Genomic DNA, 26,582 nt, shown 5'->3' with positions numbered 1-26,582 from the left:
TTGTTAATGGCCAAGTAAATTGACCCAGTACCGGCCAACGCTTCTGACCCACCCCCGAGGTGGCAGCGCTGCCACCATCCACCTACCGTGTCGGCTCAGCCAAGGGTCGGGACGGAGATGTGAAGGACTGGGGAATGATTCACAAGATCAAAGCGTTACACGATGACGGACAGGGCCTGTCGATCCGTGCCATCGGCCAGGAGTTGGGCATCTCCCGCAACACCGTCCGCAAGTACCTCCGCCAGGACGAGGCGACCATCGAGGCGGCGCAGTCGAACCGCGAGCGCGAGAAGAAACTCGACGCCCACCGCGACTACATCGTCTACCTGCTGCGCACCTTTCCCCGGCTGAGCAGCGTCAAGGTGGCCCGCAAGCTGCGCGAGAAGGTCGGCGAGCTGGCGGTCTCGGAACGTACCCTGCGTCGCTACGTGCAGCAGGTGAAGAGCACGGTGGCCAGCCGGCAGCGGCGCTACTACGAGCCAGTGCTCGACATGGTGCCCGGCGTCCAGTGCCAGGTGGATCCGGGTGAGCTGCGTGAGGTGATGATCGGCGGCGAGCCGCGCCCCCTGTACTTCGTGGTGTTCGTGCTCTCCTACTCGCGCCTGACCTATGTCGGCATCAGCCTGTCGCCGCTCGATACCACCACCTTCATTCGCCTGCACGACGAGGCCTTCCGCTACTTCGGCGGCCTGCCGGAGGAGTGCGTCTACGACCAGACCAAGATGGTGGTGATCAGCGAGCAGTTCCGTGAGCTGGAGGTGAACCAGCGCTTCCACGAGTACGCCACCACCGCCGGCTTCCGGATCCATGCCTGCTGCGGCTACGACCCGGAGAGCAAGGGCAAGGTCGAAGCCGGGGTGAAGTACGCCAAGCAGGATGCCTTCTATGGCGAGGTATTCCGCGACGAGGCCGACTTGCGCGCTTACGTGCGGCAGTGGCTCGACGAGGTCGCCAACGTGCGCACTCATGGCACCACCGGCCAACAGCCGAGGGCGCTGTGCGACGCCGAAGAACGGTGCCACCTGCGCCCCTACCTGACGCCGGCCTGCGTGGGCCGCGAGGCCGACGGCATGGCCCCGCGCCGGGTCGACAAGACCGGGCTGATCGCCTGGAAGGCCAACAAGTACTCGGTGCCGATGGCCTACCAGCAGGGCCGTGTCGGCGTCCGGGAAGCGGAAAACCGCCTGGCGATCCATGACCTGGAGAGCGGCGACGAGATCGCCACCCATGCCCTTCACCTAGGCAAGGGCCGCACGCTGCGCAACGAGAGCCATTACCGCGACCACCGCCAGCAGGAGGCGGAGCTTGAGACGGCCATCATCCGCTGCCTTGGCGCCTCGTTGGGGGAGCAGCTCTGTGCGCGCCTGCGTGCCGCCATGCCGCGCCACTACAAGGACCAGCTGCGCGCCGCCAAGCAGCTGCTGGAGGGCGAGGACATGCTGGACCTGGCGCTGATCGGCGACTGGGTCACCCGGGAGCGCCTCACCGCCGGCGGCCTCAAGGAGCGGCTGGCGGCGGCGCGGCTCGCCAAGGCGCGGGGCCGGGATCCAGAGGGCGACACCCCCAGCGGTCCATGCACGACACCGGTGGAGTTGGCTCAGTACGGCCGGCTTGGCCACTCCAGCGGCCAGCAGGAGGTGATCCATGGGGCAGCTTGAGCTGACCGCCGGGCGCTACCGCAGCCTGCGCCTGGGCGCCATCGCCGGCGACCTCACCGCGCTGCTGGCCCAGGCCGAGGCCAACGAGGTCTCCTACCTGGCCTTCGCCGACATGCTGGTCGAGCATGAGCGCCAGACCCGCGAGGCCAAGCGCATCGACCTCTACCAGCGCCAGGCCGGCTTCCCCAGCGACAAACGGTTGGAGGGGTTCGACTACCGCCACCAAACCACCATCACCAAGCGCCAGGTCAACGCCCTGCTGGACTTCGCCTTCCTCGACAACCGCGAGAACCTGGTGTTCATCGGTCCGCCGGGAGTGGGCAAGACCCACCTGGCGATCGGTATCGGGCAGAAGGCCATCGAGGCCGGATACCGGGTGCTGTTCCGCAACGCCCTGGATCTGGTCGAGGAGCTAGAGCTGGCGGAGATGAAGGGCGAGCTGAAGAAGACGCTGCACAAGCTCGCCAAGGTTGACGCCCTGGTGATCGATGAGCTGGGCTACCTGCCGATGAGCCGGCAGGCGCGCTACGCGCTGTTCCAACTGATCAATCGGTTCTACGAGCACCGGTCACTGATCATCACCACCAACAAAGACTTCACCAGCTGGGGGGAGTTCTTCCACGACGACAACGTGGCGGTGCCGATCGTCGACCGGATCATCCACCACTCGCACCTCTACCTGCTCGGGGGGGAGAGCTACCGGCTGAAGCAGAAGACGCTCAGCTGACGATCACGGGTGGGTCAATTTTGTTGGCCGCTGGTGGGTCAGTTCTGATGGCCATTGACACAATTGAAGTTACGGCTGAGTTGGCACGACGTCATGGTGCCGACATTCATGAGTTTAGTCCCATATCTAAAATTGATGTCGTGAGTGATCCTGTCAGAATAATGACTCCCACTGGCTGGGAGATGTTTGATCGAGTCGTGCTGGCTTGTGGGGGATGGTCGACGAAACTGATACCCCACCTTCGAAAGGAAGTCGTCACCAGGCGCTTGACCTCAATGTGGTTCAATGAATTTCATGATGGGGGGCTTGCAGGACTTCCACCATTCCTTAGATCAGCACCACATTATTGCTATGGAATTCCTTCTCGTGACTGCCGATCCATAAAACTTGGGCTCGGTTTCAATAATCACTATATCAGCGGTGATGCCGATCGATTTCCTAGGCAGCTAGAGGGAGGCGAACTTCTCAATGAGCTAAAAAAGTTCGAATGGATTCAACAGGAAATGCTGCCAGTACTCAGCCGGCGCCCATACCGTACCGAGACTTTTGTTGAAAACTATACACGATCCATGCTTGAGTATATCCGTACGCATCCTCAGAATTCTAATGTGTTAATTATGACAGGGTTTTCTGGACACGGATTTCGTGTGTCTCCTGTAATGGGCGAAATTGGTTGCCAGCTTGTTGTCAATGGAAAGTCTGATATGGATGTCAGTTTTCTTGAGAAAGCCAGCCCCTTTTTTTCTATATTGGACCCTGAGAAAGGTATCACTACGGATAATCCGGTCATGACCAATAGTTAATGTTTAACTGCCTCCGTATGCTTAACAACGTATTTGGTAAGTGTTTCAAAATATCGAGCTGAATATGAGGGGCAAGTTAGGTGAGCCAGGCTGATTGGTGGCTAATGTGCATAATGAAGTTGAGGTCAGTTAACAAAGAGGAAGTTTACCATTCCATCTTATGTTGATCTTTCTGGGCCTTGATCGTACTGCTAATCAGGGCTTCAGATTCTTGTATGTGGCGGCTGGCGGCTTCTGCGGTCGCGTCAGGATCCCCTGTCCGAAGAGCATCCAGTAGTTCCTTATGTTCTTGGACGATGATTCGGGGTGAAGTATCTGCTGTTCGATAATAGGAAAGGGCCAGCCGCTTTTCGGCAGAAATACTACGATAAAAGCGTTGTAGCCGGGGGCTGCCGGTAGCATCAATGATGGCCTGATGAAATTTGAAGTCGAGCTTGAGTATCTCATTCCAGTCATTCTCGTCGTGTAAAACTTCCATGAACCGCATGGCATTCTCGGCTTCCTTGGGGACAATTTTGCGATTCGCGAGAATACGGATGGCTTCCATTTCGACCAACCGACGAACGGCGAAAAGGTCATGGAGATCTGCTTCGGAAAATTCTGGAACGTATACGCTCTTGTTGGGTACACGACAGAGGATGCCATCATGAATAAGGACCACGATGGCTGAGCGGATGGTCTGTCTCGGTACCTGATAGAGTGTCGCTAGCTGCGATTCTACCAGTACTTCTCCGGGCTGAAAGGTACCGTCAAAAATTGCCTCGCTTAGTTGCTCGGCTACAGCATCCACGACTGAGATAGTGCGAAGCTTGGTTGTACTCATAGAGGTGTGGGCTCTGGGCTGTGGAGCCGGGATCGGCGTGCAACATGCAAGGAATGGTGTTGGATGTGCGCTCCCGGCTCCTGTTATCTGGAATAGTGAACTCCTCAATGATAGCGGGTCTGAGTCATGACTTGTACCACGCGCTTGCGTTGCAGGAGTGGAGCCAAGGCCCAGCCCTATAACTACTCTTGACCTAGCCTACAGCACTTGACGGAGGATTGGTTCTAACACTGCTGTAGGCTGGATGGAAAAGGTGAGGCTCTGAGAAAAGGCGTATCAGTCGGTATGACGTCGCGCAATGTTGTAGTAGCGAACCTCTTGGTACTCTTCGAGACCCTCGTGGCTGCCCTCGCGGCCAAGGCCTGACTGTTTCATTCCACCGAACGGAGCCGCCGGATTGGAGGGTATCCCGTTATTGATGCCTACTAGGCCGGTCTCTAGCTCATCGGCGACATTAAGCGCGCGATCGAGATTTTCTGTGAACACGTAACCTGCTAAGCCGAAGGGCGTATTGTTTGCCTTCCAGAGCACTTCCTCTTGAGTGGTGAAGCGAGATATGGCTGCTACAGGGCCGAAAATTTCAGCGTTGGCGATATTGGCTTCCGCGGGGACTCGATCGAGCACAGTGGGGGAGAAGAAGTAGCCGCTTTGTGCCGGTTTTTTGCCACCGGTTTTTAGCTCTGCCCCTTGGGCGGTGGCATCGTCTACAAGGTGCTGGAGTTTGTCGACAGCCGCTTGGTTGATTACCGGGCCAAGACCAACGCCCTCGGTGATGGCGTTACCGGTAACGACTTTTGACATCTTCTCGGTGAAAGCCTCAATGAAGGCGTCGGCTATGCCGTCCTGGACATAGAAACGGTTAGCTGCGACGCAGGATTGCCCACCATTACGCAGTTTAGCCAACATGGCTCCTTCTACGGCACGCTCTAGGTCAGCATCGTCAAACACGATGAATGGGGCATTACCACCCAACTCCATGGAGCTTTTGACGATGTTTTTGGCCGCCAAGCTCATCAAAGTGCTGCCTACGCCGGTAGACCCAGTGAAGGATAACTTCCTGATGCGAGGATCTGAAAGCACTGCTTCACTGAAGGCTGCAGGCTCTATGGTTGTCACCACGCGCATCAATTCGCGTGGCACACCAGCTTCCTCCATCAGGTCGACGGTGAGAAGAGTGGTCAGCGGGGTTAAGGCCGCCGGCTTAATCAGCGACGCGCACCCGGCCGCGATGGCAGGGGCAATCTTACGGGTGATCATCGCCATGGGAAAATTCCAAGGCGCGATAAGCAGTGTCAGGCCGACGGGAGCGCGGCAGGTCAGGATCGTTGAGGCCCCTGCCGGATTGTCGCGATATCCACCGGCGGGGCGCAGCAGTTCTTCGGCGTACCACCTGACATAATCAGCAGCATACTGTACCTCACCTAGAGCTTCCCCCAGGGGTTTCCCCATCTCGCGGCTGATCACATAGGCCAGTCGCGACTGGTTTTCCATTAGCACCGTATACACGTTCTGGAGGGTATCTGAACGATGCCGCGGTGTCGTTTTTGCCCAGGTACGCCCTTCGCTTTCTGCCGTTTCGACCTCAACGAGGGCCTCCTGGGCCGTCATGTTTCGTAAGGTTGCAATGCGCTGCTCTGTTGAGGGGTCGAAAACCGAGAACTCCTTGTCAGTGGGCGTGTCGTTGCTGTAACCCGGCAGGCTCGTCAAAGCCTGCTCAGAAGCTGCAAGGCGCTCTCGTGACGGAGGCATTAGGCTCATGTTCTGATTCTCTTTTCTTGTTTAAGTCAATCGGTACGCATCTCACGCATCCCACGCATCGTTGCGCAGGATGCGTGGGATCACTCACCAATCTCTAGGCTCGGATCCGGGCAGGCTGGATATCGTCCAGCAGATACCTAACAGCCTCGACGAAACTGCGCACTTCTTGATCCGTAGAGATGAGAGGAGGGCTGAACTGCACGCTATTTCCCCTCAAGGGACGGCTGATGAAGCCCAGATCAAGAAGTTGATCGGTGATCAATTCGGCCTGGGCCATATCGCGGAGTTCTATCGCGCCAAGGAAGCCCCCTACACGAGTGCTGGCTACCAGCTCGTGTGACTCGATTGCTGATAGCGCATTGGACAAGACCTGCTCGAGATGTACTGAGCGTTCCAGCAAGCTCTCTCGCTCGAGTATTTCAAGGTTTTTCAGTGCCAGAGCGGCTGTGACCGGGTGTCCGGAATAGGTGGTGCCGTGGCGGTAGACCGGAGCATCAGCGTTCTGTTCGAAGAAGGGTTGCCACAGGCGAGGAGCAACGAAAATGCCACCAAGTGCTGCATACCCCGAGGTGACCCCCTTCGCGAAGGTAACGATATCCGGCTGCAGGCCATAGCGCGTAGAAGCAAACATGCTGCCGGTGCGGCCGAAGCCAGTTATAACTTCGTCGGCAATAAAGAGGATGTCGTTGTCACGGCACATCCTTTGAATTTCTTCAAAATAACCCTTTTGAGGAGGGTGTACACCACCGGTTCCGAGGATGGGTTCGGCAATATAGGCTGCGATGTTCTCCGCCCCGATGCGCTCGATAGCTTCGGCGAAGGCGGTGGTTGAATGCTTTTCGACTCGCTCGGTACCGCTAACTAGCGAATCAGTGCCGTAACCTTCTCGGTTGAAATCCAGGCCTGCAACACTAGTGCCGTAGGCGTGAAGCCCATGATAGGAGTGCTCCCGGCTGATGATTACCTTCTTGGACTTGCGGCCAACGTGGTTCCAGTAGCGACGTGCAAGCTTCAGGGCTACGTCGATGGCATCGGAGCCGCCGCTGTTCAGAATCACCTTGGCGTTATCCATTGGTGCGATGCTGACCAGCTTTTCTGACAGCTCAACGGCACGATCATTTGTGTAGCGACCGAACACATGATACGCATCGAGCGTTTTCATCTGCTCATAGGCGACTCGGGCCATTTCTTCACGTCCATGGCCAATGTTGGTGTACCACAGTGACGATGTGCCATCGAAGAGCCGTTTGCCCTCGTCGGTGGTGAGATAGGCGCCCTGCGCGGATACCACGCGAATTTGCCGGTCGATAACGGAGGGCATGTGCGCCTGGGCGCTCCATAAGGCAGGAGTTTTCATAGTTGGCACCTATTTGGTCAGGAGCAGAGCGGAGAAAATGGAGTGTAAATTGTCGTACAATCCATAAGGCACTATAGCATTGCTAGCCTGTATGCTGTCCAGCTCATGCTCTCCAGTGTCGGTATGAGAGCTATACCCCACTGGTGTGCTGCTCTTCGCACCTCCTGCGACGGCTTGCTAGGCTGAGCGTCGTGAACATCAAAGTCAGAAAGCATCGATAGTGTACCTTGACATAGAAGGGCCAATGCCATCTTGGAGGGCTTCTATGGCTCATCTTGTCGGCCCTATTTTGCTCTGATCTACTAGGCGCTAAAGGGAGTTCAATTAGCCGCTGCGGCGACTACTTTTTCTGGGCCACATCACATAACAGGCTTACGACTCGACGCGATAAGCGGCGGTCGCTTCTCCCGGTGGCGGTCGAGGGCCCAGCGTACATGCTCGCGGACCAGGTCGGAGGGGTAGGGCAGGCGCGCCCTTAGCGCCGATTCGACCGCTTCGCTCCAGGGGGCGTTGCCCAGCCCCACGGCGAGGTTGCGCAGCCAGCGTTCGTAGCCGATGCGTCGTATCGGGCTGCCGGCGGTCTTCTCCAGAAACTCCTCTTCGCCCCAGGCGAACAGCGAAAGCAGGCTGGCGCGGTCGAGGTCGTGGCGGGGCGTGAAGTCCGTCTCGGCGGTGGGCGTGGCGAAGCGGGTGAAGGGGCAGAACAGCTGGCAATCGTCGCAGCCGAAGACCCGGTTACCCATGGCCGCGCGGTAGCGTTCGGGGATGGCGCCGAACAGCTCGATGGTCAGGTAGGAGATGCAGGCCCGGGCATCGACCACGCGGTCCTCGACGATGGCATCGGTGGGGCAGGCCGTGCGGCAGGCGCTGCAGCTGCCGCAGTGCTCGCCGGCAAAGGGCTCATCCACGGGGAGCGGCAGGTCGGTATACAGCTCCCCCAGGAAGAACAGCGAGCCGGCCCTGGGGTTGATCAGCATGGCGTTCTTGCCTACCCAGCCGAGGCCTGCCTTGCGGGCCAGGGCACGCTCCATGACCGGCGCCGAATCGACGAAGGCGCGGTAACCGAAGGGGCCCGTCTCGGCCTCGATCCACTTGGCCAGGGTCGCCAGGCGCTTGCGCATCAGCTTGTGATAGTCGCGGCCGGTGGCATAGCGCGACACATAGGCCGTCTCGGGCCGGGACAGGGTCGCCACGGTTTCCACCTCGGCGGGGAGATAGTCCAGGCGTGCGCTGATCACCCGCACGGTGCCGGGCACCAGCTCGGCAGGGCGGGTGCGCTTGGTGCCGTGCTTGGCCATGAAGCCCATCTCGCCATGCCGGCCGGCCTCGAGCCAGCGTTCGAGCCGTGTCTCATCTTCGCTCAGGTCGATATCGGTAATGCCCAGCTGCTGGAAGCCGAGCTCGCTGCCCCAGGCCTTGATGCGACGGGCCAGGGCGTGGAGGTCGAGGGCGTCGTCGTGGGGAGACGAGGAAGACATGATCGCGGAAACACCGTGCAGGGGGCCGGCGCTACTTGGCGCGGGCCGCGAGGGCTTTACACTGTTCGATAGGATCGTCTATCAAACGACTACCATGATAAAGCATTGCCACCGAGGAGACACCGCATGACCGATGCCAGCCAGGGGCCCAGGCCGGGGATGCGTCCGCTCTATCGTGCCGCCCAGGTGCGTGAGCTCGACCGGCGTACCATCGCCGGCGGCACCGCGGGCTTCGCCCTGATGCAACAGGCCAGCGCCGCCGCCTGGCGGGTGCTCAGGCAGCGCTGGCCCGGGGGGCGTTCACTGTCGGTGCTGTGTGGTGGCGGCAATAACGGCGGTGATGGCCATGTGCTGGCCGCCCTGGCCGCCGCCGAGGGGCTGGCGGTGCAGCGCATCCTGCTCAAGGGCATCGATGAGCTGAGCGGCGATGCGCGGCTGGCCGCCGACATGGCCACGGCGGCCGGCGTCGGAGCCGAGGCCTGGCGGCCCGGCATATCGCTGTCCGGTGAGCTGGTGGTCGACTCCCTGCTCGGCACCGGGCTGGCCGGCGAGGTGCGGGGTGCCTTTCGCGAGGCGATCGCCGCGATCAACGCCAGCGCCAGGCCGGTGCTGGCCATCGATATTCCCTCGGGGCTGCATGCCGATACCGGTGCGGCGCTCGGAGAGGCGGTGCGAGCCGACGCCACCGTGACCTTTATCGGCGACAAGCTGGGCCTGCATACCGGGACGGCGCCGGGGCATGTCGGCGAGCTCTACTTTCGCGATCTGGGCGTGGATGCCCGGGCCGAGGGGGATATAACACCCGCCGCCTGGCGGCTCGACAGGCATCTGCCGGCCGCCTGGCTGCCGGCGCGGCGTCGCACCGCCCACAAGGGCGACTGCGGCCATGTGCTGATCCTGGGGGGCGCGCCCGGGTTCGGCGGCGCGGCGCTGTTGGCCGCCGAGGCCTGTGTGCGTCTCGGGGCCGGCAGGGTGAGTCTGGCGACCTCGCCTCGGCACGTTACCGCCAGCCTGGTGCGCCGCCCGGAGGTCATGGTTCACGGCGTTCGCGGTGCCACCGACCTCGGCGAGCTGCCGGCACAGGCCGATGTCCTGGTCGTCGGGCCGGGGCTGGGGCAGGGCAGTTGGGGGCAAAGCATGCTGCAGGCGGCACTCGAGGCCGGCAGGCCGCGGGTGGTGGATGCCGACGGGCTCAATCTGCTGGCCACGCGCTTCTCCGGGAAGCGCCACGATGACTGGATCCTGACGCCGCACCCCGGCGAGGCGGCGCGGCTGCTGGGCCAGGATACCGCGGCGATCGAGGCGGATCGCCTGGCGGCGGTCCTGGCCCTGCGTGAGCGCTTCGGCGGGGTCGTCGTTCTCAAGGGCGCCGGCACCCTGGTCGCGGGGCCCGAGGGAGTCGTCGTCTGCCCCTTCGGCAATCCGGGGATGGCCAGCGGTGGCATGGGGGATGTGCTTTCCGGCGTGATCGGTGCCCTGCTGGCCCAGGGCATTGAACTTGAGATGGCTGCTCGACTGGGTGTGCTGGTGCATGCCAGGGCCGCGGATCTGGCGGCCGACGATGCCGGAGAGCGTGGTCTGCTGGCCGGCGATCTGGCATCCTATGCGCGAATTTTGGTCAATCCGACCATGGGTGAACGCAAGGGCAAAGGCGAGGACGATGCGGCTGCGACTCGATGATGAAGAGTGCCAGGTAGGCCTGGGCGAATGTCTGGGGCGTGCCCTGGAAGGGCGTGGGCGAGTCTATCTCGTCGGCGAGCTGGGTGCCGGCAAGACCACTCTGGCTCGAGGGGTGCTGCGTGCCTATGGCCATCGGGGGGCGGTAAAGAGCCCGACCTATACCCTGGTGGAGCCCTACGAGCTCGACGGCGTGAGAGTCTATCACTTCGATCTCTATCGTCTGGGCGACCCCGAGGAGCTCGAGTTCATCGGTGGCCGCGACCTGCTCGGGGATGATGCCCTGAGCCTGATTGAGTGGCCGGCGCGCGGCGAGGGCTGGTTGCCGGGGCCCGATCTGCGCATCGAACTGCGCGTGGCGGGGAGCGGTCGGGAGGCTTGGCTGGAGGCACACAGTGCCCATGGCCGGACGGTCCTGGCTCGCCTGGCGGCGATGCCTGAGGCTACCCGGTGGCGCCTCGGTGAAGAGAGTCATGGGGAGAGCGCATCATGAAATTCGGTGCTGTGCGACGCCTGCTGGCCATGAGCCTGCTGCTGATCCCCCTCGCCGGCGTGCAGGCCGGCGAGGTGGAGAATCTGCGCCTGTGGGCGGCCCCCGACCATGCGCGACTGGTCTTTGATCTGGCGTCGCCGACCCAGGCCCAGGTGTTTCCTCTCGAGAACCCACGGCGCCTGGTGATCGACCTTGACGATAGCCGGATGGGGGCCGATCTCGAGGGGCTCGATCTGACCGGGAGTGCCATCAGCCGCATTCGCTCCGGCGTGCGTGAGGGAAGCGATTTGCGTGTGGTGCTCGACCTCGAGCGTGAGGTGGCGCCACGCCACTTTGTCCTGGCGCCCAACGATCAGTACGGGCACCGCCTGGTGGTGGACCTGGAGTATCCCGGCGCGAGCGCCGTGGAGGATCCCATCGATCCCATCGAGGCGATGATCCGTGAACAGGAGATCGCCGCCAAGCGAGCCCAGGCCCAGGCCGATCTGGGCGGAGCGGCGGCGGCTCCCGAGCCTGAAACCGCGGTTCAGCGTGCCCAGCCCCATCCCAAGCGCGACATCATCATTGCCGTCGATGCCGGCCATGGCGGTGAGGACCCCGGTGCCTCCGGCCCCTCGGGCACTAATGAAAAGGACGTCGTGCTGCAGATCGCCAAGCGCCTTCAGCAGCAGGTTGATGCGGCCAAGGGCTTTCGTGCGGTGATGATCCGCGACAGCGACTACTATGTGGGGCTGCGCCAGCGCACCCAGATCGCGCGTGAGCAGAAAGCGGACTTCTTCGTTTCCATCCACGCGGATGCCTTCAACAGCCCGCGCCCCAGTGGCAGTTCGGTCTATGCGCTCTCCCAGCGTGGGGCGACCTCCGAGACCGCCCAGTGGCTGGCGGAGACCGAAAACCAGGCCGACCTGATCGGCGGCGTGGACGGCAACCTGTCGCTCAAGGACAAGGACGAAGTGCTGCGCGGTGTGCTGCTCGACCTGACCATGACCGCAACGCTCAACGACTCCCTCTCCATCGGCGGGCAGGTGCTGGATCGCCTGGGGCGCATCAATCGACTGCACAAGCCGCGGGTGGAGCAGGCCGGCTTCGTGGTGCTCAAGTCGCCGGATATTCCCTCCCTGCTGGTGGAGACCGGTTTCATCTCCAACCCCGGGGAGGAGCGGCGCCTGCGCGACCCCGGCCACCAGGAGAAGATGGCGCGTGCTATCTTCGCGGGGCTGGAGGAGCATTTTCGCATCAATCCGCCGCCGGCCAGCCTGCTGGCCTGGCAGCGGGATAACCGGCGCAGCACCGCCGGAAATGAATACCGTATCCGGCCGGGGGATACCCTTTCCGAAATCGCCACACGCCATAACGTGCCGGTGCGCCGCCTCAAGCAGGCCAACGAGATCAACGGCGACGTGATTCGCGTGGGGCAGGTGCTGCGCATCCCCCGCTCCTGACCCTCCGCCGGGGCCTGGCCCCGGTGGAGTCGGCTTCCAGCTTTCGTTTCGTGGAGTGATATGTCAGAGCAACGTCACATTCGCATTCTCGATCCTCGCCTGGCCAACCAGATCGCCGCCGGGGAGGTAGTCGAGCGGCCGGCCTCGGTGGTCAAGGAGCTGGTGGAGAACGCCATCGATGCCGGCAGTTCGCGCATCGACGTGGAGCTGGAGGCCGGGGGTGCCCGGTTGATCCGGGTGCGCGATGACGGCAGCGGCATCGGTGAGGATGACCTGCCCTTGGCGCTGTCGCGCCACGCTACCAGCAAGATCGTGTCCCTGGAGGAGCTCGAGGGCGTGGCGAGCCTGGGTTTTCGCGGTGAGGCGCTGGCCTCGATCAGCTCGGTGTCGCGTCTCGAGCTGGTCTCCAATCCCGATGACGACCCCACCGCTGGTTGGCGAGTGGTGGCCGAAGGGCGCAACATGGAGCCGCGGGTCTCACCGGCGCCTCATCCTCGCGGCACCTCGGTGACCGTGCGCGATCTTTTCTTCAATACGCCGGCCAGGCGCAAGTTTCTGCGCACCGAGAAGACCGAGTTCGGCCATGTCGAGGAGGCCTTCCGCCGCCAGGCGCTGTCGCGCTATGACATCGGCTGGACCCTGCGCCATAACCACAAGACCGTTCATCAGCTGCGCTCCGGTGAGGATGTCGCCAGCCGCGAGCGGCGCGTCGCCGCGCTGCTCGGCAAGGCGTTTCTCGACAACGCCCTGCATCTGGATCTCGAGGCCTCCGGCCTGAGGCTGTGGGGCTGGGTGGGACTGCCGACGCACTCTCGTGCCCAGGCCGACCAGCAGTACTTCTTCGTCAATGGTCGGGTGGTGCGCGACCGCCTGGTGGCCCATGCGGTGCGCCAGGCCTACCGCGACGTGCTTTTCCATGGCCGCCACCCGGTGTTCGTGCTCTACCTGGAGGTCGACCCGACGGTGGTCGACGTCAACGTTCACCCGACCAAGCACGAGGTGCGCTTCCGGGACGGCCGCCTGGTCCACGACTTCCTCTTCTCCAGCCTGCACCGGGCGCTCGGTGAGGCCCGGGCCGGAGGACAGTCGGAAGAAGAGGGCGACGAAGCGCCCGGCGCGCAAGACGGTGAGGCCAGCGAAGCCGGCGCCCCGCCGCCGGGGGTGACCGAGTCCGCCGTGCGCTGGCAGCAGCAGCCCATGTCGCTGCCCGACCAGGACGCGGGCGAGCGGGTCACCCCGGATCGTGTCAGGGCCTTCATGGACGGTTATCGCCGCCTGCACCCGGATCACGAGGAGACGCTGCTCACCCCGCAGCCGGCAGCCACCGGTGCCGGCGGTGGGGCGGCCGGCCTGGCCCTGGCCGAGCGTCAGGCGGAGTCGACGCCGCCCCCCGAACCGCTGCCCGAGCCGGATGATACCCGGGCGCCGCCGCTGGGCTTCGCCGTGGCACAGCTGCACGGTGTCTATATCCTCTCCCAGAGTGAGCGTGGCCTGATCCTGGTAGACATGCATGCCGCCCACGAGCGCATCGTGTACGAGCGCATGAAGACCCAGGTTCACGGGGGACGCCTCGAGGCCCAGCCGCTGCTGGTGCCGGTGTCCCTGGCGGCGAGTCACGCCGAGGTGGCCACTGCCGAAAGCGAACGGGACGCCTTCGTCCGGCTGGGAGTCGAGCTTGACGCCGCCGGGCCCGAGACCCTGCTGGTGCGTCAGGTGCCGGTGCTGCTGGCCGACGCCGATGTGGAGCCGCTGATTCGCCAGATGCTCGCCGACCTGGAGCGCTATGGGCGTTCCAACCGCCTCGAGGCGCATATCAACGAGTTGCTCTCCACCATGTCCTGCCACGGCAGCGTGCGTGCCAACCGCCGTCTGACGATCGCGGAAATGAATGCCCTGCTGCGTGACATGGAACGCACCGAGCGTAGCGGCCAGTGCAATCATGGACGCCCTACCTGGACCGAGATGAGCATGAAGCAGCTCGACCGGCTCTTTATGAGAGGGCAGTAGAAAAATAGAAGCCACCCGAACTCCGAGAAGCGCCGGGGGCAGACCGAAGAGGAGGTCCTATGCCATGGATGGCATCGGTAGCGCCCAAGGATGGGTTCACAGCGCCTCCTCGTAGGTCTGCCCCCGGATAAGCTTCCCGGTTCAAAGCCCGACAGACCTCGAGAACTAGATGCCTGATAAGCGTCCGCCCGCCATTCTGCTGATGGGCCCCACCGCCGCCGGCAAGACCGATCTTGCCATCGAGCTCCATGAGCGCCTCGGCGTGGAGCTGATCAGCGTCGACTCGGCCATGGTCTATCGTGGCATGGATATCGGCAGTGCCAAGCCGTCGGCGCAGGAGCTGGCCCGCGCGCCGCATCGCCTGATCGATATCCGTGACCCGGCCGACCCCTATTCGGCGGCCGACTTTCGCGAGGATGCCCTAGGCGAGATGCGCGAGATCAGTGCCCGCGGCGGCGTGCCGTTGCTGGTCGGGGGGACCATGATGTATCTCCACCAGTTGCTGTATGGTGTGTCTAACCTGCCGAGTGCCGACCCGGTCGTGCGTGGCGAGCTCGAGATCGAGCTCGCCACGCGTGGCATGGCCGCTCTGCACCAGGAGCTGGGTCGCATCGATCCGGACTCCGCGGCGCGGATCCATCCCAACGATCCGCAGCGGCTGCTGCGTGCACTGGAGGTGTTTCGCCTCAGCGGTCGCACGCTCAGCGAGCTGTGGGCCGAGCAGCGCCCGGAAACCTTTCCCTGGCGCACGCTGTCAATTGGGCTCGCACCCGGTGAACGGCGCGTGCTGCACGAGCGCATCGCCATGCGGTTTGCCGCCATGCTGGAGGGCGGGTTCATCGAGGAGGTGGCGGCCCTTCGCTCGCGAGGCGACCTGGTAGCGTCGTTGCCCTCGATGAAAAGCGTTGGTTATCGTCAGGTATGGGAATACCTCGACGGTGAGATCGATCGCGCCGGCCTCGAGCACCGTGGCATCGTGGCGACTCGGCAGCTGGCCAAGCGGCAGTTGACCTGGATGCGCAGCTGGGAGGCGATGCACTGGGTCGATACCCTGGGCGACGCCCCGCTGGCACGGGTGCTGAAACTGGTGCGCCATTTCGGCACTTAGCGTAAGATAGCGATTTCCGCTGGCCACTGGCCGGACGGCTTGAAAAGCCCCCATAAGCCCCAATAACCCAACCCCAGAGACACATCCAGGGAGAGTAAAATGTCCAAAGGGCAGTCGCTTCAAGATCCGTACCTGAACATCCTGCGCAAGGAGCGTATCCCGGTATCGATCTTCCTGGTCAACGGCATCAAGCTGCAGGGCCAGATCGAGTCTTTCGATCAATTTGTCATCCTGCTGCGCAATACCGTCAGCCAGATGGTCTACAAACATGCCATTTCTACCGTGGTACCGTCGCGTAACGTACGCCTGCCGGTCCAGGATCCTGCCGCGCCGCAGGAAGATGAGTGAGGTCGTGATTGTTTTTTGAACGCCCCGACGCCGGTGAAACGGCGGTACTCGTCCACGTCGATTTTCAGGATGAGCAAGAGCGCGAGGATCCGGGAGAATTCCTGGAGCTCGTGCGTTCTGCCGGCGCCGAGCCGGCGACCCTGCTGACCGGTAGTCGCAAGCGTCCCGACTCGCGTACCTTCCTGGGCTCGGGCAAGCTCGAGGAACTGCGCGAGACGCTCCGTGTTCATGCGGCCGAGCTGGTGATCTTCAATCACGGCTTGAGCCCCTCCCAGGAGCGCAATCTCGAGCATGATCTCAAGTGTCGCGTGCTCGACCGTACCGGGCTGATCCTCGATATCTTCGCCCAGCGGGCACGCACCCATGAGGGCAAGCTGCAGGTCGAGCTGGCCCAGCTGGAATACATGTCGACCCGCCTGGTGCGGGGCTGGACTCACCTGGAGCGTCAGAAGGGCGGTATCGGCCTGCGTGGCCCCGGCGAGACCCAGCTGGAGACCGACCGGCGGCTGCTGCGTGGGCGAATCAAGTCGATTCACAAGCGCCTCGACAAGGTGCGTGGCCAGCGGGATCAGAACCGCCGTTCCCGGGCCCGTGCCGAAATTCCCAGCGTCTCGTTGGTGGGCTATACCAACGCCGGCAAGTCAACGTTGTTCAACGCGATCACCGAGTCACGGGTCTATGCGGCGGACCAGCTCTTCGCTACCCTCGACCCGACGTTGCGACGCCTGGAGATCGAGGACGTGGGGCCGGTGGTGATGGCCGATACCGTCGGCTTTATCCGTCATCTGCCGCACAAGCTGGTGGAGGCCTTCCAGGCGACCCTTCAGGAAGCCGCCGAGGCCAGCCTGCTGGTGCATGTCATCGATGCCGCCGACCCCGACCGCGAGCTCAATGTCGAGCAGGTCGAGGAGGTGCTCGACGAGATCGGCGCCCTGGATGTGCCGACGCTCAGGGTAATGAACAAGATTGACCTGCTCGATAGCGCGCCGCGCATCGAGCGTGATGGCCAAGGGCGCCCCGAGGTGGTCTGGCTCTCGGCCCAGGAGGGCAGGGGGCTCGAGCTGCTGGAACAGGCGCTCTCGGAGTGCCTGGCCGAGGATGTCATCGAGTTCTCGCTGACCCTGGAGCCCCAGCAGGGGCGCCTGCGTGCCGGCCTGCACGAGCTGGGTGCGGTACGCGAGGAAAGCTTCTGCGAAGAGGGGCAGACGCGCCTGCAGATACGCCTACCGCGCCGGGACTTCCTGCAGTTGATGGCGCGGCTGGGTGAGCGGGCCGAGGATTACCTGCCGGCGTCGCTGAGCGAACGCGAGGCGTGGGAAGAGATCCCTTAGGCGGGATAAGCACAGGACAGGATCGCAACCGAGGCTCCGGCTGGCACTTCCGGCCGGGGCAGCAATGCATAGTGGAGAAGACCTATGGCCTGGAATGAGCCTGGTGGTGGTGGCAACCAGCACGACCCCTGGAGTGGGGGCGGTCGTCGCGGCGGCGGTAGTGGCGGCGGTGGCAATGGCGGTGGCAATCAGCCGCCGGACCTGGACGAGGCCCTGAAGAAGTTTCAGGACAAGCTGAACGGCATGTTGGGTGGCCGAGGCGGCAAGAAGAAGGGCGGTTCCGGTGGCAAGGGCGGTGGTGGCAAGCCACGCAATGCCTTTACCCTGCCGGGCCTGCTGATCGTGGTGGCGCTGGCTATCTGGGCCGCTTCGGGCTTCTATCTGGTCGACCAGTCGGAGCGTGGCGTGGTGCTGCGCTTCGGCAAGTTCCAGGAAGTGGTCACGCCGGGCCTGCAGTGGAATCCGCCGCTGATCGACGACGTGCGCATGGTGAATGTGACCCGCGTGCGTTCGCTGACCCAGACCCAGTCGATGCTGACTCGCGACGAGAACATCGTCGAGGTCGAGATCTCGGCCCAGTATCAGGTGGCCGACCCGCGCGACTTCATGCTCAACGTGCGCAATCCGCAGCTCTCCATCGAGAATGCCCTGGACAGTGCCCTGCGCCACGTCGTTGGTGGTACCGACATGATCGATATCCTGACCTCGGGTCGTGAGATTCTCGGCAGCTCGGTGGCCAGTCGTCTGCAGACCTACCAGGATAACTACGGCACGGGTATCCGCCTGCAGACCATCAACATCGAGTCCACCTCGGCGCCGGATCAGGTCATCGATGCCTTCGATGACGTTATCCGGGCCCGTGAGGACCGCCAGCGCACCATCAACCAGGGCATGGCCTACGCCAACGCCATCATCCCCGAGGCCCAGGGTCAGGCGCAGCGCATCGTCGAGCAGGGCCAGGGCTACCGCGAATCGGTGGTCGCCGAGGCGCGCGGTCAGGCGAACCGCTTTACTGCCCTGTTGGATCAGTATGAGGATACGCCCTCGATCATGCGTGAGCGCCTCTATCTGGACGCCATCAGCGAAGTGTTCGGCAACACGTCGAAGGTGATGGTGGATGTGGCCGACGACGCACCGCTGATGTACCTGCCCCTGGACAAGATGGGCCAGGGCGGCACCGGCGCTGCACAACAGCAGGGTGAGCAGGGCGAGCTCGACCCCCGCGTGCTGGAGCGTCTGCGGGGCTCCCAGGGCGGCGCGTCATCCAGCAGCACCAGTACCAGCAACAGTAGCAATACCGGTGGTATCCGCAGGGAGGGCCGCTAAATGATCAATAATCGTTCCCTGCTCATTGTCGGCGGCCTGGCGGCCGTCGCCTGGCTGGCCAGCAACAGCCTGTATGTGGTCGACGAGACCGAGCGCGCGGTCAAGCTGCGCTTCGGCGAGATCGTCGAGGAGAACATCCAGCCCGGCCTGCATTTCAAGGTGCCGATTACCCAGACGGTGCGTACCTTCGATACGCGACTGCTGACGCTGGACACCGATCCCAGCCGTTACCTGACCCTGGAGCAGAAGGCGGTGATCGTCGACTCCTACGTCAAGTGGCAGGTGGTCAATCCGACGCAGTACTACGAGGCCACGGCGGGCGACGAGCTGATGGCCAGCCGCCTGATTCAGCCACGGGTCGACGAGAGCCTGCGTAACGAGTTCGGCCGGCTCGACCTGCAGCAGATCATCGCCGAGCGTCGCGATGACCTGATGACCGGGCCCACGGAAGAACTCGATGCGCTGCTGCGCGACGAGCTGGGGGTGGCCATTCGGGATATCCGGGTCAAGCGCATCGACCTTCCCGAGGACGTCTCCTCGGCGGTCTATGAGCGCATGCGCTCCGAACGTGAGCGCGAGGCCCGCGAGTGGCGCGCCCAGGGTCAGGAAGAGGCCGAGCGCATTCGCGCCAACGCCGACCGCCGACGCCAGGTGCTGCTGGCCCAGGCCAACGAGCGCGCCGAGACCCTGAGGGGTGAAGGCGACGCCGAGGCGGCCGCCATCTTCTCCCAGGCGTATGGCAAGGATGAGGAGTTCTTCTCCTTCTGGCGCAGCCTGAACGCCTATCGCGACAGCTTCGCCGGTGATGACAATATGCTGGTCCTCGACCCGTCCAGCGACTTCTTCCAGTACCTGAAGAGCCCCACGCCCACCGGGGGGGAGTAAGCCAACCGGCCGGGTCCGCGGATTCAGGGCTGATGACGTTATCAGCCTCGAGCTGCCAAGCTATCTACGGCAGCGCCGCGGGTCCGGTCGGGGTTCATCCCCGGCGCAAACGTGATAGACTCCTGAAACCGGGCGTGGCCCGGTTTTTTTGTGGCCGTCCATCGCAAGACGCTCGCCGGGCCACGGGGAAAAAGCGTCTTTATCACGGCCATTCATTGCCTTGCAGGATGATTGACATGACCATCGCTGACCGCTGGCTGCTGCCCGACGGCATGGACGAAGTGCTGCCGCCCCAGGCGAACCGCATGGAAGAACTGCGCCGTGGGCTGCTCGACCTCTACCACCGCTGGGGCTACGACCAGGTGATGCCACCTACCGCGGAGTTTCTCGATTCCCTGCTCACCGGTACCGGCTCCGACCTTGCCTTGCAGACCTTCAAGCTGACCGACCAGCTCACCGGCCGTATGATGGGCATCAGTGCCGATGTCACCCCCCAGGTGGCACGCATGGATGCCCACTCCCTCAAGCGCCAGGGGCCGGTACGTCTGTGCTACTGCACCGATGTCCTGCGCGCCACGCCGGACCAGCACCAGAGCGGTCGCAGTCCGGTCCAGGTCGGGGTGGAGCTGTTCGGCCACGCCGGCCTCGAGGCCGATCTGGAGATCCTCAACCTGGCGCTGGCTTCGCTGACCGCCGCCGGCGCCGGGGAGATACACCTGGCACTGGGGCATATCGGCATCTATCGTAGCCTGGTGGAGGCCTCGGGCCTCGAGGGTGACGCCGAGCGCGCCATGTTCGAGGCGCTGGAGCTGAAATCGCCGGGGGATCTGGCGGCCCGCGTCGAGGCGAGCGTCAGCGATCCGGGGCTGGCCGAGATGTTCATGGCACTGGGCCGCCTGCATGGTGGCGTCGAGGTGCTGGAGGAGGCCCGCGAGGCGTTTGCCGAGGCGCCCGCCGCCGTGACCTCCGCCCTGGAGCAGCTGCGTGCCCTGCAGCGCGGCGTGCTGGCCGCGCACCCCGGTGTCTCGCTTTACCTCGACCTTGGCGAACTCCGCGGCTATGCCTATCACACAGGCATGCTGTTTGCTGCCTATGTGCCCGGCTACGGCCAGGCACTGGCCAAGGGCGGGCGCTATGATGATACCGGGCGTGCCTTTGGCCGGGCCCGACCGGCGACCGGCTTCTCCATGGACCTCAAGCAGCTGGCTTCGCTGTCACCCGCCGAGCCGCCCCATGAAGGCATCTGGGCGCCCGCCGAGGGTGAGGGTCTGGTAGACGCCGTGATGGCGCTACGCGGCCGGGGCGAGCGTGTGGTTCATGCGCTGCCGGGGCAGCGCACCGGGCCTGCCGAGCACCGCTGCGATCGTCGGCTGGTGCTTCATGATGGGAACTGGCAGGTCGTGACACTGTAGACTGGGATATCACCTTGGCGCGACGGCCCGCCGCCGCGCGGCAACGAGAGACGAGAGAGCAATGGGCAAGAATGTAGTCGTACTGGGCACCCAGTGGGGTGACGAGGGCAAGGGCAAGGTCGTCGACCTGCTGACCGAATCCGCCGATGCGGTGGTACGCTTCCAGGGTGGCCACAATGCCGGCCACACCCTGGTGATCGACGGCGAGAAGACCGTCCTCCACCTGATTCCTTCCGGCATTCTGTGGCCCGGCAAGATGTGCGTCATCGGCAACGGCGTGGTGTTGTCACCGGAGGCGTTGATCAAGGAAATCCACGAACTGGAGGCCAGGGACGTGCCGGTGCGCGACCGCCTGCGTCTGTCGCCGGCCTGCCCGCTGATCCTGCCCTACCATGTGCGTCTCGATCAGGCCCGCGAGAAGGCACGCGGTATTGCCAAGATCGGCACCACCGGACGTGGCATCGGTCCCGCCTACGAGGACAAGGTGGCGCGTCGTGGCCTGCGCCTGGGCGACATGCTTCACCGCGAGCGCTTCGCGTCCAAGCTCGGCGAGGTGCTGGATTACCATAACTTCGTGCTGACCCAGTACCATGGCGAGCCCCCGGTCGATTTCCAGGAAGTGCTGGATAGCGCCTTGCAGATGGCCGAGGAACTGCGTCCCATGGTGGCCGACACCGTCAGCCTGGTGCATGGCGTGCGTCGCGACGGCGAGAACATCCTCTTCGAGGGTGCCCAGGGCTCGCTGCTGGATATCGACCACGGCACCTATCCCTTCGTGACCAGCTCCAACACCACCGCCGGAGGGACCGCGACCGGCTCCGGCGTCGGCCCGCTCTACCTGGACTATGTGCTGGGCATCACCAAGGCCTATACCACTCGCGTCGGCTCCGGCCCGTTCCCCACGGAGCTGTTCGACGACCATGGTCGCCATCTGGCCGAGAAGGGTCACGAGTTTGGTGCCACCACCGGCCGCGCGCGTCGTTGCGGGTGGTTCGATGCCGTGGCGCTGCGCCATGCGGTCCAGATCAACTCGGTGTCGGGGATCTGCCTGACCAAGCTCGATGTTCTCGATGGCCTGGAGAACATTCGTGTCTGCATCGGCTATCGCGGCAAGGATGGCGAGGTGCTGGACAACCCCGTGGATTCCGAGGGCTATGAGGCCGTCGAGCCCCTCTACGAGGACCTGCCGGGCTGGAGCGAGTCGACGCTGGGGGCCCGGCGTGTCGAGGACCTGCCGGCTAATGCCCGCGCCTATATCAGCTTCCTCGAGGAAAAGACGGGCGTGAGCATCGATATCATCTCCACCGGTCCCGACCGCAACGAGACCATCGTGCTGCGCAACCCGTTCAAGTAAGCGTCTTTGCGCGCTGAATGGCCGAAGGCCCCGCTCATGCGGGGCCTTCGGCGTTTTACAGCGGGCTTGTCCAGTGGACTCAGTAGTCGATGCCGCGCCGAGCCTGCACGCCGGCGTTGAAGGCGTGACGGACCTCCTGCATCTCGGTGACGGTGTCGGCCATGGCAAGCAGGTCGCGGTGGGCATTGCGACCGGTGATGATCACGCTCTGCTCGGCGGGGCGGTTGTCGATGGCGCGCTTGACCGTGTCGATATCCAGGTAGCCGAACTTGAGCATGTAGGTGATCTCGTCGAGGACCACCAGATAGGTCTCCGGGTCGGCCAGCATGCGCTCGGCCTCGGCCCAGACTTCCCGGCAGGCGGCGGTATCCGACTCGCGATTCTGGGTCTCCCAGGTAAAGCCGGTGCCCATGATGGCAACCTCGAAATTGGGGTCCTCGACCAGTCGCTCGCGCTCGCCGCACTCCCACTGTCCCTTGATGAACTGAATAACGCCGACCCGATAGCCATAGCCCAGCGCGCGGGTCACGGTGCCCCAGGCGGCGGTGGTCTTGCCCTTGCCGTTGCCGGTGAAGACCATCATCAGGCCGCGCTGTGTGGTGGCGGCGGCGACCTTCTCGTCGACGTGGGACTTGAGCTTCTGCATCGATTGCTTGTGGCGGGTATCGCGATCGCTCATTGGAGATCCTTTTTTCTGTACGAGGCCTGTCAAGGTGGCTCGCAGCATACGCGAGCCATGACGAGGCGTCAGCCTCCTCGTCTGACGAAAGCCGGGAATCGGCGGCGCTGCAAGGAGAGGGCTGGTAGAATCCAGGCCTCTATTCCCTATTGGCAGGAGCCGCCATGCCTTCCTTCGATATCGTTTCCGAGTTTGACAAGCACGAGGCCAGCAACGCCGTCGATCAGGCCAATCGTGAGATCCAGTCGCGCTTCGACTTCAAGGGCGTCGACGCCAGCTTCAGCCTCGAGGGCGACCGTGTGAGCCTCGAGGCCGAGGTCGACTTCCAGCTCAAGCAGATGCTCGACGTGCTGCGTAACAAGCTGATCGCTCGCGGCATCGATGCCCGCTGTCTCGATGTCCAGGAACCGGTGCTTTCCGGCGTGCGTGCCCGTCAGGAGGCAGATCTCAAGCAGGGTCTCGAGCAGAAGGAAGCCAAGGATATCGTCAAGCGCATCAAGGATGCCAAGTTCAAGGTGCAGGCCCAGATCCAGGGCGAGAAGGTGCGCGTTACCGGCAAGAAGCGCGATGACCTCCAGGCGGTGATGGCGATGCTGCGCGGCGAGCAGGGCCCCGACCTGCCGTTGCAGTTCGATAACTTCCGCGACTGATGCCATCCGGCTTCCGTTCGCCAGGGAGCCCCATAGTCATCTCCGATTGGCGTGGCGGGCGTGCCTGCGCTTCAATGACCGTATCACCGGGGAAAGGAGCGCGGGATGTCAGAGCTGAAGCGCCTCGTCTTGATCGCCATCGCCGGCATCAGCTTCGTGCTGGGTGTCGTCGGCATGTTCCTCCCGCTGATGCCCACTACCTGCTTCATGCTGCTGGCGGTATGGGCGGCCTCGCGTAGCTCGCCGCGCCTGGCTCGCTGGATACGCGAGCACCCGCGCTTCGGCCCCGCCGTGATGGCCTGGGAGGGCGAGCGTGCCATCCCGCGCCATGCCAAGCGACTTGCCGCCGGCATGCTGGCTCTTTCCATGCTGGTCCTGATGCTGACCGTCAGCCTGTTGTGGCTCAAGCTGACCCTGATCATCGGGCTGGCGTTGCTCGGTGCCTGGATCCTGACCCGCCCGGAACCAGCGCTGGACGGCTGACGAGCGTGCTTTGAGCTCGGGGGGTGTGGCGCCGTACAATGGTCGCAATTCTCGACAGGAGCACCATGCATGTCTGATCCCCAGGCGACCTACCTGAGCGACTATCGCCCCCCCGCCTACCGCGTCACGCATACCGACCTTACCTTCGACCTGGATCCCGCCGCCGCGAGGGTCAAGGCGCGCCTGCATCTGGAGCGCCACCCGGCACGCGAGCCCGGCGAGCCACTGGTGCTGGAGGGAGAAGGGCTCGACCTCAAGGCGATCGCCGTCGACGGAGAGTCGTTGCAGGCGGATGAGTACATGGTGGACGACAAGTACCTGACGGTGCATCGAGTGCCCGAGGCCTTTCACCTGGATACCGAGGTGGAGATCGCCCCCGAGGCCAACACCGCCCTGGAGGGGCTCTATCTCTCCAACGGCATGTACTGTACCCAGTGCGAGGCAGAAGGCTTTCGGAGAATCACCTTCTATCCGGACCGTCCCGACGTCATGGCGACCTTTTCCACGACCGTGGTCGGTGACAGTGACCGCCAGCCGGTGCTGCTGTCCAACGGCAATCCGGTGGAACGCGGCAGCCTGCCGGGGGGGCGTCACTTCGTGACCTGGCAGGACCCGCATCCCAAGCCCAGCTATCTGTTTGCCCTGGTGGCCGGCGACCTGAAAAAGGTCGAGGATGGCTTCACCACCATGAGCGGGCGCGAGGTGACCCTGCAGATCTGGGTCGAGGAAGAGAATCTCGACAAGACCGACCACGCCATGGCCTCGCTCAAGCGTGCCATGCGCTGGGACGAACAGGCCTATGGCCGCGAGTATGACCTGGACCTGTTCATGATCGTGGCGGTCAACGACTTCAACATGGGCGCCATGGAGAACAAGGGGCTCAATATCTTCAACTCCGCGGCGGTGCTGACCCACCCGGATACCGCCACGGATGCCGCCTTCCAGCGGGTCGAGAGCATCGTCGCCCATGAGTATTTCCACAACTGGTCGGGCAATCGGGTGACCTGCCGTGACTGGTTCCAGCTCTCCCTCAAGGAGGGCTTCACCGTCTTCCGCGATCAGTGCTTCTCCGCCGATACCAACTCCCCGGCGGTCAAGCGTATCGAGGATGTCACCTTCTTCCGTACTGCCCAGTTCGCCGAGGATGCCGGGCCGACGGCTCACCCGGTGCGCCCCGACCACTATATCGAGATCGGCAACTTCTACACCCTGACCATCTACGAGAAGGGCGCCGAGGTGGTGCGCATGCTGGCCAACCTGGTGGGCGAGGAGGCCTTTCGCCGGGGCAGCGACCGCTATTTCGAGCGCTACGATGGCCAGGCGGTGACCATCGAGGCGTTCGTGAACTGCATGGCCGAGGCCTCGGGCCTGGACCTTTCGCAATTCATGCACTGGTACTCCCAGGCCGGGACCCCCGAGATTGACGCCTACGGCGAATACGATTACGCCAAGTGCGAGTATCGCTTGATCCTTCGCCAGCGGACCCCGGTGACCCCCGGTCAGCCCGACAAGCAGCCGCTGCATATTCCGGTACGCCTGGGCCTGGTGGGTACCAAGAGCGGCCGTGACCTGCCGTTGACCCTGGAGGGTGAGGAGCTTGGCAAGGATGCGGTGATCCATCTGCGCCAGGCGGAGCAGGAGTTCGTGTTCACCGATATCTCCGAGGCCCCGGTGCCCTCATTGTTGCGCGGCTTCTCGGCGCCGGCCAAGCTGCGCTTCCCCTATGGCCGCGAGGACCTGGCCTTCCTGCAGGCCAATGACTCCGACGGCTTCAACCGTTGGGATGCCGGCCAGCGCCTGGCGATGCTGGCCCTGGATGACCTGATTGCCGCCCACCGCAACGGCGTCGAGAAGGTCATGGACACGCGGGTCGTCGAGGCCTTCCGCGGCCTGCTCGAGGGGGAGCCCGAGGATCGCGCCGTGCTGGCGGAGATGATCGTGCTGCCCAGCGAGGCCTATATCGCCGAGCAGCAGCCGCTGGTGGACGTCGATGCCATCCATGCGGCACGCGAGTTTATGCGCCAAGGACTGGCGTTGGCGCTGCGCGACGACTTCCTGCGCGTCTATCGCGAGAATCAACTCGATGCGGCCTATGCGCCGACGCCCGAGCAGATCGCCCGGCGTAGCCTGAAGAACGTGGCGCTCTCGTACCTGATGGCCATCGAGGATGAAGAAGGGGTGGCGCTGGCGCATGAGCAGTTCACGGCCGATCACAACATGACCGACGTGCGCCATGCCCTGACCCTGCTGACTCACAGCCGCCGGGATGAGCTGAGTGAGCCGGCGCTCAAGGCATTCGGCGAGAAGTGGGCCCATGACCCCCTGGTCATGGATCAGTGGTTCGCCATCCAGGTGACCCGCCCGCAGCCCGACGTGCTGGAACGGGTCAAGTTCCTGATGGAGCACCCGGCCTTCTCGCTGAAGAATCCGAACAGGGTACGGGCCCTGATCGGCACCTTTATCGGCCAGAACCGCGTCAACTTCCATCGCCTGGACGGCGAAGGCTATCGCCTGCTGACCGATGCCGTGATCGAGCTCGACCGACTTAACCCGGAGATCGCGGCTCGCCTGATCATTCCGTTGACGCGCTGGGCGCGCTTCGACGAGCAGCGCCAGGCACTGATGAAGGCCGAGCTCGAGCGCATCCGCGCCGGCGAGCTCTCGCCCAATGTCTATGAGGTGGTGGAAAAGGCCCTGGCCTGAGGAAAGGGTAATTTCCTGCTGTGCTCGGGCTCTTATAAAAGAAGCTGGCCGCCGGCGGTGCCGGTGCGCCGGCCCGGTCG

At 63.6% G+C, this 26,582-nt stretch carries 22 protein-coding genes; 17 read left to right on the top strand and 5 right to left on the bottom strand.

Annotation, left to right across the window (positions count from 1 at the left end; translation table 11 throughout):
• Positions 1–134 precede the first annotated feature (134 nt).
• The 3 genes from istA to Q358_RS18215 are packed head-to-tail and all read left to right on the top strand — an operon-like array spanning position 135 to position 3,188.
• Positions 135–1,658: an IS21 family transposase gene (gene istA, locus Q358_RS0110170; RefSeq protein ID WP_043487891.1), complete on the top strand. Its 1,524-nt coding sequence runs from the start codon at positions 135–137 to the stop codon at positions 1,656–1,658.
• On the top strand, positions 1,645–2,385 hold the full coding sequence (gene istB / locus Q358_RS0110165; protein WP_027961581.1) for an IS21-like element helper ATPase IstB: 741 nt from the start codon (positions 1,645–1,647) through the stop codon (positions 2,383–2,385). The genes istA and istB overlap by 14 nt, the downstream gene beginning before the upstream one ends.
• 20 nt (positions 2,386–2,405) lie before the next feature.
• Positions 2,406–3,188, top strand: a complete 783-nt coding sequence (locus Q358_RS18215) for an FAD-dependent oxidoreductase (protein WP_483788281.1) — start codon at positions 2,406–2,408, stop codon at positions 3,186–3,188.
• 145 nt (positions 3,189–3,333) lie between these two features.
• Here Q358_RS18215 and Q358_RS17135 read toward each other — a convergent pair whose 3' ends face one another.
• The 4 genes from Q358_RS17135 to queG form a co-directional block, all read right to left on the bottom strand.
• The gene (locus Q358_RS17135) at positions 3,334–4,011 is read right to left on the bottom strand and encodes a GntR family transcriptional regulator (protein WP_051530298.1); all 678 of its coding nucleotides are present in this window, start codon (positions 4,009–4,011) and stop codon (positions 3,334–3,336) included.
• A 276-nt stretch (positions 4,012–4,287) separates the two neighbouring features.
• Positions 4,288–5,769: an NAD-dependent succinate-semialdehyde dehydrogenase gene (locus tag Q358_RS0110150; RefSeq protein ID WP_051530297.1), complete on the bottom strand. Its 1,482-nt coding sequence runs from the start codon at positions 5,767–5,769 to the stop codon at positions 4,288–4,290.
• A gap of 94 nt (positions 5,770–5,863) precedes the next feature.
• Positions 5,864–7,126: an aminotransferase family protein gene (locus Q358_RS0110145; protein WP_027961934.1), complete on the bottom strand. Its 1,263-nt coding sequence runs from the start codon at positions 7,124–7,126 to the stop codon at positions 5,864–5,866.
• A 359-nt stretch (positions 7,127–7,485) separates the two neighbouring features.
• The gene (queG, locus tag Q358_RS0110140; protein WP_027961933.1) at positions 7,486–8,604 is read right to left on the bottom strand and encodes a tRNA epoxyqueuosine(34) reductase QueG; all 1,119 of its coding nucleotides are present in this window, start codon (positions 8,602–8,604) and stop codon (positions 7,486–7,488) included.
• Between the two features lie 126 nt (positions 8,605–8,730).
• Between queG and Q358_RS0110135 the strand changes: the two genes are divergently transcribed.
• From Q358_RS0110135 to Q358_RS0110085, 11 genes are all read left to right on the top strand, one after another.
• Positions 8,731–10,284, top strand: coding sequence for a bifunctional ADP-dependent NAD(P)H-hydrate dehydratase/NAD(P)H-hydrate epimerase (locus Q358_RS0110135; RefSeq protein ID WP_027961932.1), 1,554 nt, complete (start codon positions 8,731–8,733; stop codon positions 10,282–10,284).
• Complete coding sequence (gene tsaE, locus Q358_RS17130; RefSeq protein ID WP_051530296.1) at positions 10,265–10,774, top strand: tRNA (adenosine(37)-N6)-threonylcarbamoyltransferase complex ATPase subunit type 1 TsaE; 510 nt, start codon at positions 10,265–10,267, stop codon at positions 10,772–10,774. Before Q358_RS0110135 ends, tsaE begins: the two co-directional genes overlap by 20 nt.
• Complete coding sequence (locus tag Q358_RS0110125; RefSeq protein WP_027961931.1) at positions 10,771–12,216, top strand: N-acetylmuramoyl-L-alanine amidase; 1,446 nt, start codon at positions 10,771–10,773, stop codon at positions 12,214–12,216. Before tsaE ends, Q358_RS0110125 begins: the two co-directional genes overlap by 4 nt.
• A 60-nt stretch (positions 12,217–12,276) precedes the next feature.
• The gene (gene mutL / locus Q358_RS0110120) at positions 12,277–14,223 is read left to right on the top strand and encodes a DNA mismatch repair endonuclease MutL (protein ID WP_027961930.1); all 1,947 of its coding nucleotides are present in this window, start codon (positions 12,277–12,279) and stop codon (positions 14,221–14,223) included.
• A gap of 169 nt (positions 14,224–14,392) precedes the next feature.
• Complete coding sequence (miaA, locus tag Q358_RS0110115) at positions 14,393–15,331, top strand: tRNA (adenosine(37)-N6)-dimethylallyltransferase MiaA (protein ID WP_027961929.1); 939 nt, start codon at positions 14,393–14,395, stop codon at positions 15,329–15,331.
• A 99-nt stretch (positions 15,332–15,430) separates the two neighbouring features.
• Complete coding sequence (hfq, locus tag Q358_RS0110110; RefSeq protein WP_027961928.1) at positions 15,431–15,679, top strand: RNA chaperone Hfq; 249 nt, start codon at positions 15,431–15,433, stop codon at positions 15,677–15,679.
• 8 nt (positions 15,680–15,687) lie between these two features.
• Positions 15,688–17,010 carry a ribosome rescue GTPase HflX gene (gene hflX, locus Q358_RS0110105; protein WP_027961927.1) on the top strand — a complete coding sequence of 441 codons (1,323 nt, stop codon included), beginning with the start codon at positions 15,688–15,690 and terminating at the stop codon, positions 17,008–17,010.
• An 84-nt stretch (positions 17,011–17,094) separates the two neighbouring features.
• Complete coding sequence (gene hflK, locus Q358_RS0110100) at positions 17,095–18,336, top strand: FtsH protease activity modulator HflK (RefSeq protein WP_027961926.1); 1,242 nt, start codon at positions 17,095–17,097, stop codon at positions 18,334–18,336.
• Positions 18,337–19,221, top strand: a complete 885-nt coding sequence (gene hflC, locus Q358_RS0110095) for a protease modulator HflC (protein ID WP_027961925.1) — start codon at positions 18,337–18,339, stop codon at positions 19,219–19,221.
• 236 nt (positions 19,222–19,457) lie between these two features.
• On the top strand, positions 19,458–20,633 hold the full coding sequence (locus Q358_RS0110090; RefSeq protein ID WP_027961924.1) for an ATP phosphoribosyltransferase regulatory subunit: 1,176 nt from the start codon (positions 19,458–19,460) through the stop codon (positions 20,631–20,633).
• A 61-nt stretch (positions 20,634–20,694) separates the two neighbouring features.
• A complete protein-coding gene (locus Q358_RS0110085) occupies positions 20,695–21,987 on the top strand; it encodes an adenylosuccinate synthase (protein WP_027961923.1) in 1,293 nt (430 codons plus the stop codon).
• 79 nt (positions 21,988–22,066) lie between these two features.
• On the opposite strand, the gene cobO is transcribed toward Q358_RS0110085, so the two are convergent.
• Positions 22,067–22,666: a cob(I)yrinic acid a,c-diamide adenosyltransferase gene (gene cobO / locus Q358_RS0110080; RefSeq protein WP_027961922.1), complete on the bottom strand. Its 600-nt coding sequence runs from the start codon at positions 22,664–22,666 to the stop codon at positions 22,067–22,069.
• A gap of 164 nt (positions 22,667–22,830) precedes the next feature.
• Between cobO and Q358_RS0110075 the strand changes: the two genes are divergently transcribed.
• The 3 genes from Q358_RS0110075 (at position 22,831) to pepN (ending at position 26,502) form a co-directional block, all read left to right on the top strand.
• Positions 22,831–23,316 carry a YajQ family cyclic di-GMP-binding protein gene (locus tag Q358_RS0110075; protein WP_027961921.1) on the top strand — a complete coding sequence of 162 codons (486 nt, stop codon included), beginning with the start codon at positions 22,831–22,833 and terminating at the stop codon, positions 23,314–23,316.
• A gap of 105 nt (positions 23,317–23,421) precedes the next feature.
• A complete protein-coding gene (locus tag Q358_RS0110070; RefSeq protein ID WP_027961920.1) occupies positions 23,422–23,799 on the top strand; it encodes a YbaN family protein in 378 nt (125 codons plus the stop codon).
• Between the two features lie 69 nt (positions 23,800–23,868).
• Positions 23,869–26,502 carry an aminopeptidase N gene (gene pepN / locus Q358_RS0110065; protein WP_027961919.1) on the top strand — a complete coding sequence of 878 codons (2,634 nt, stop codon included), beginning with the start codon at positions 23,869–23,871 and terminating at the stop codon, positions 26,500–26,502.
• The last annotated feature ends 80 nt before the right edge of the window (positions 26,503–26,582 follow it).

The organism is Halomonas halodenitrificans DSM 735 (assembly GCF_000620045.1).
In the GTDB taxonomy this organism is placed as follows: domain Bacteria; phylum Pseudomonadota; class Gammaproteobacteria; order Pseudomonadales; family Halomonadaceae; genus Halomonas; species Halomonas halodenitrificans.
This window is presented reverse-complemented; position numbering and strand designations above follow the sequence as displayed.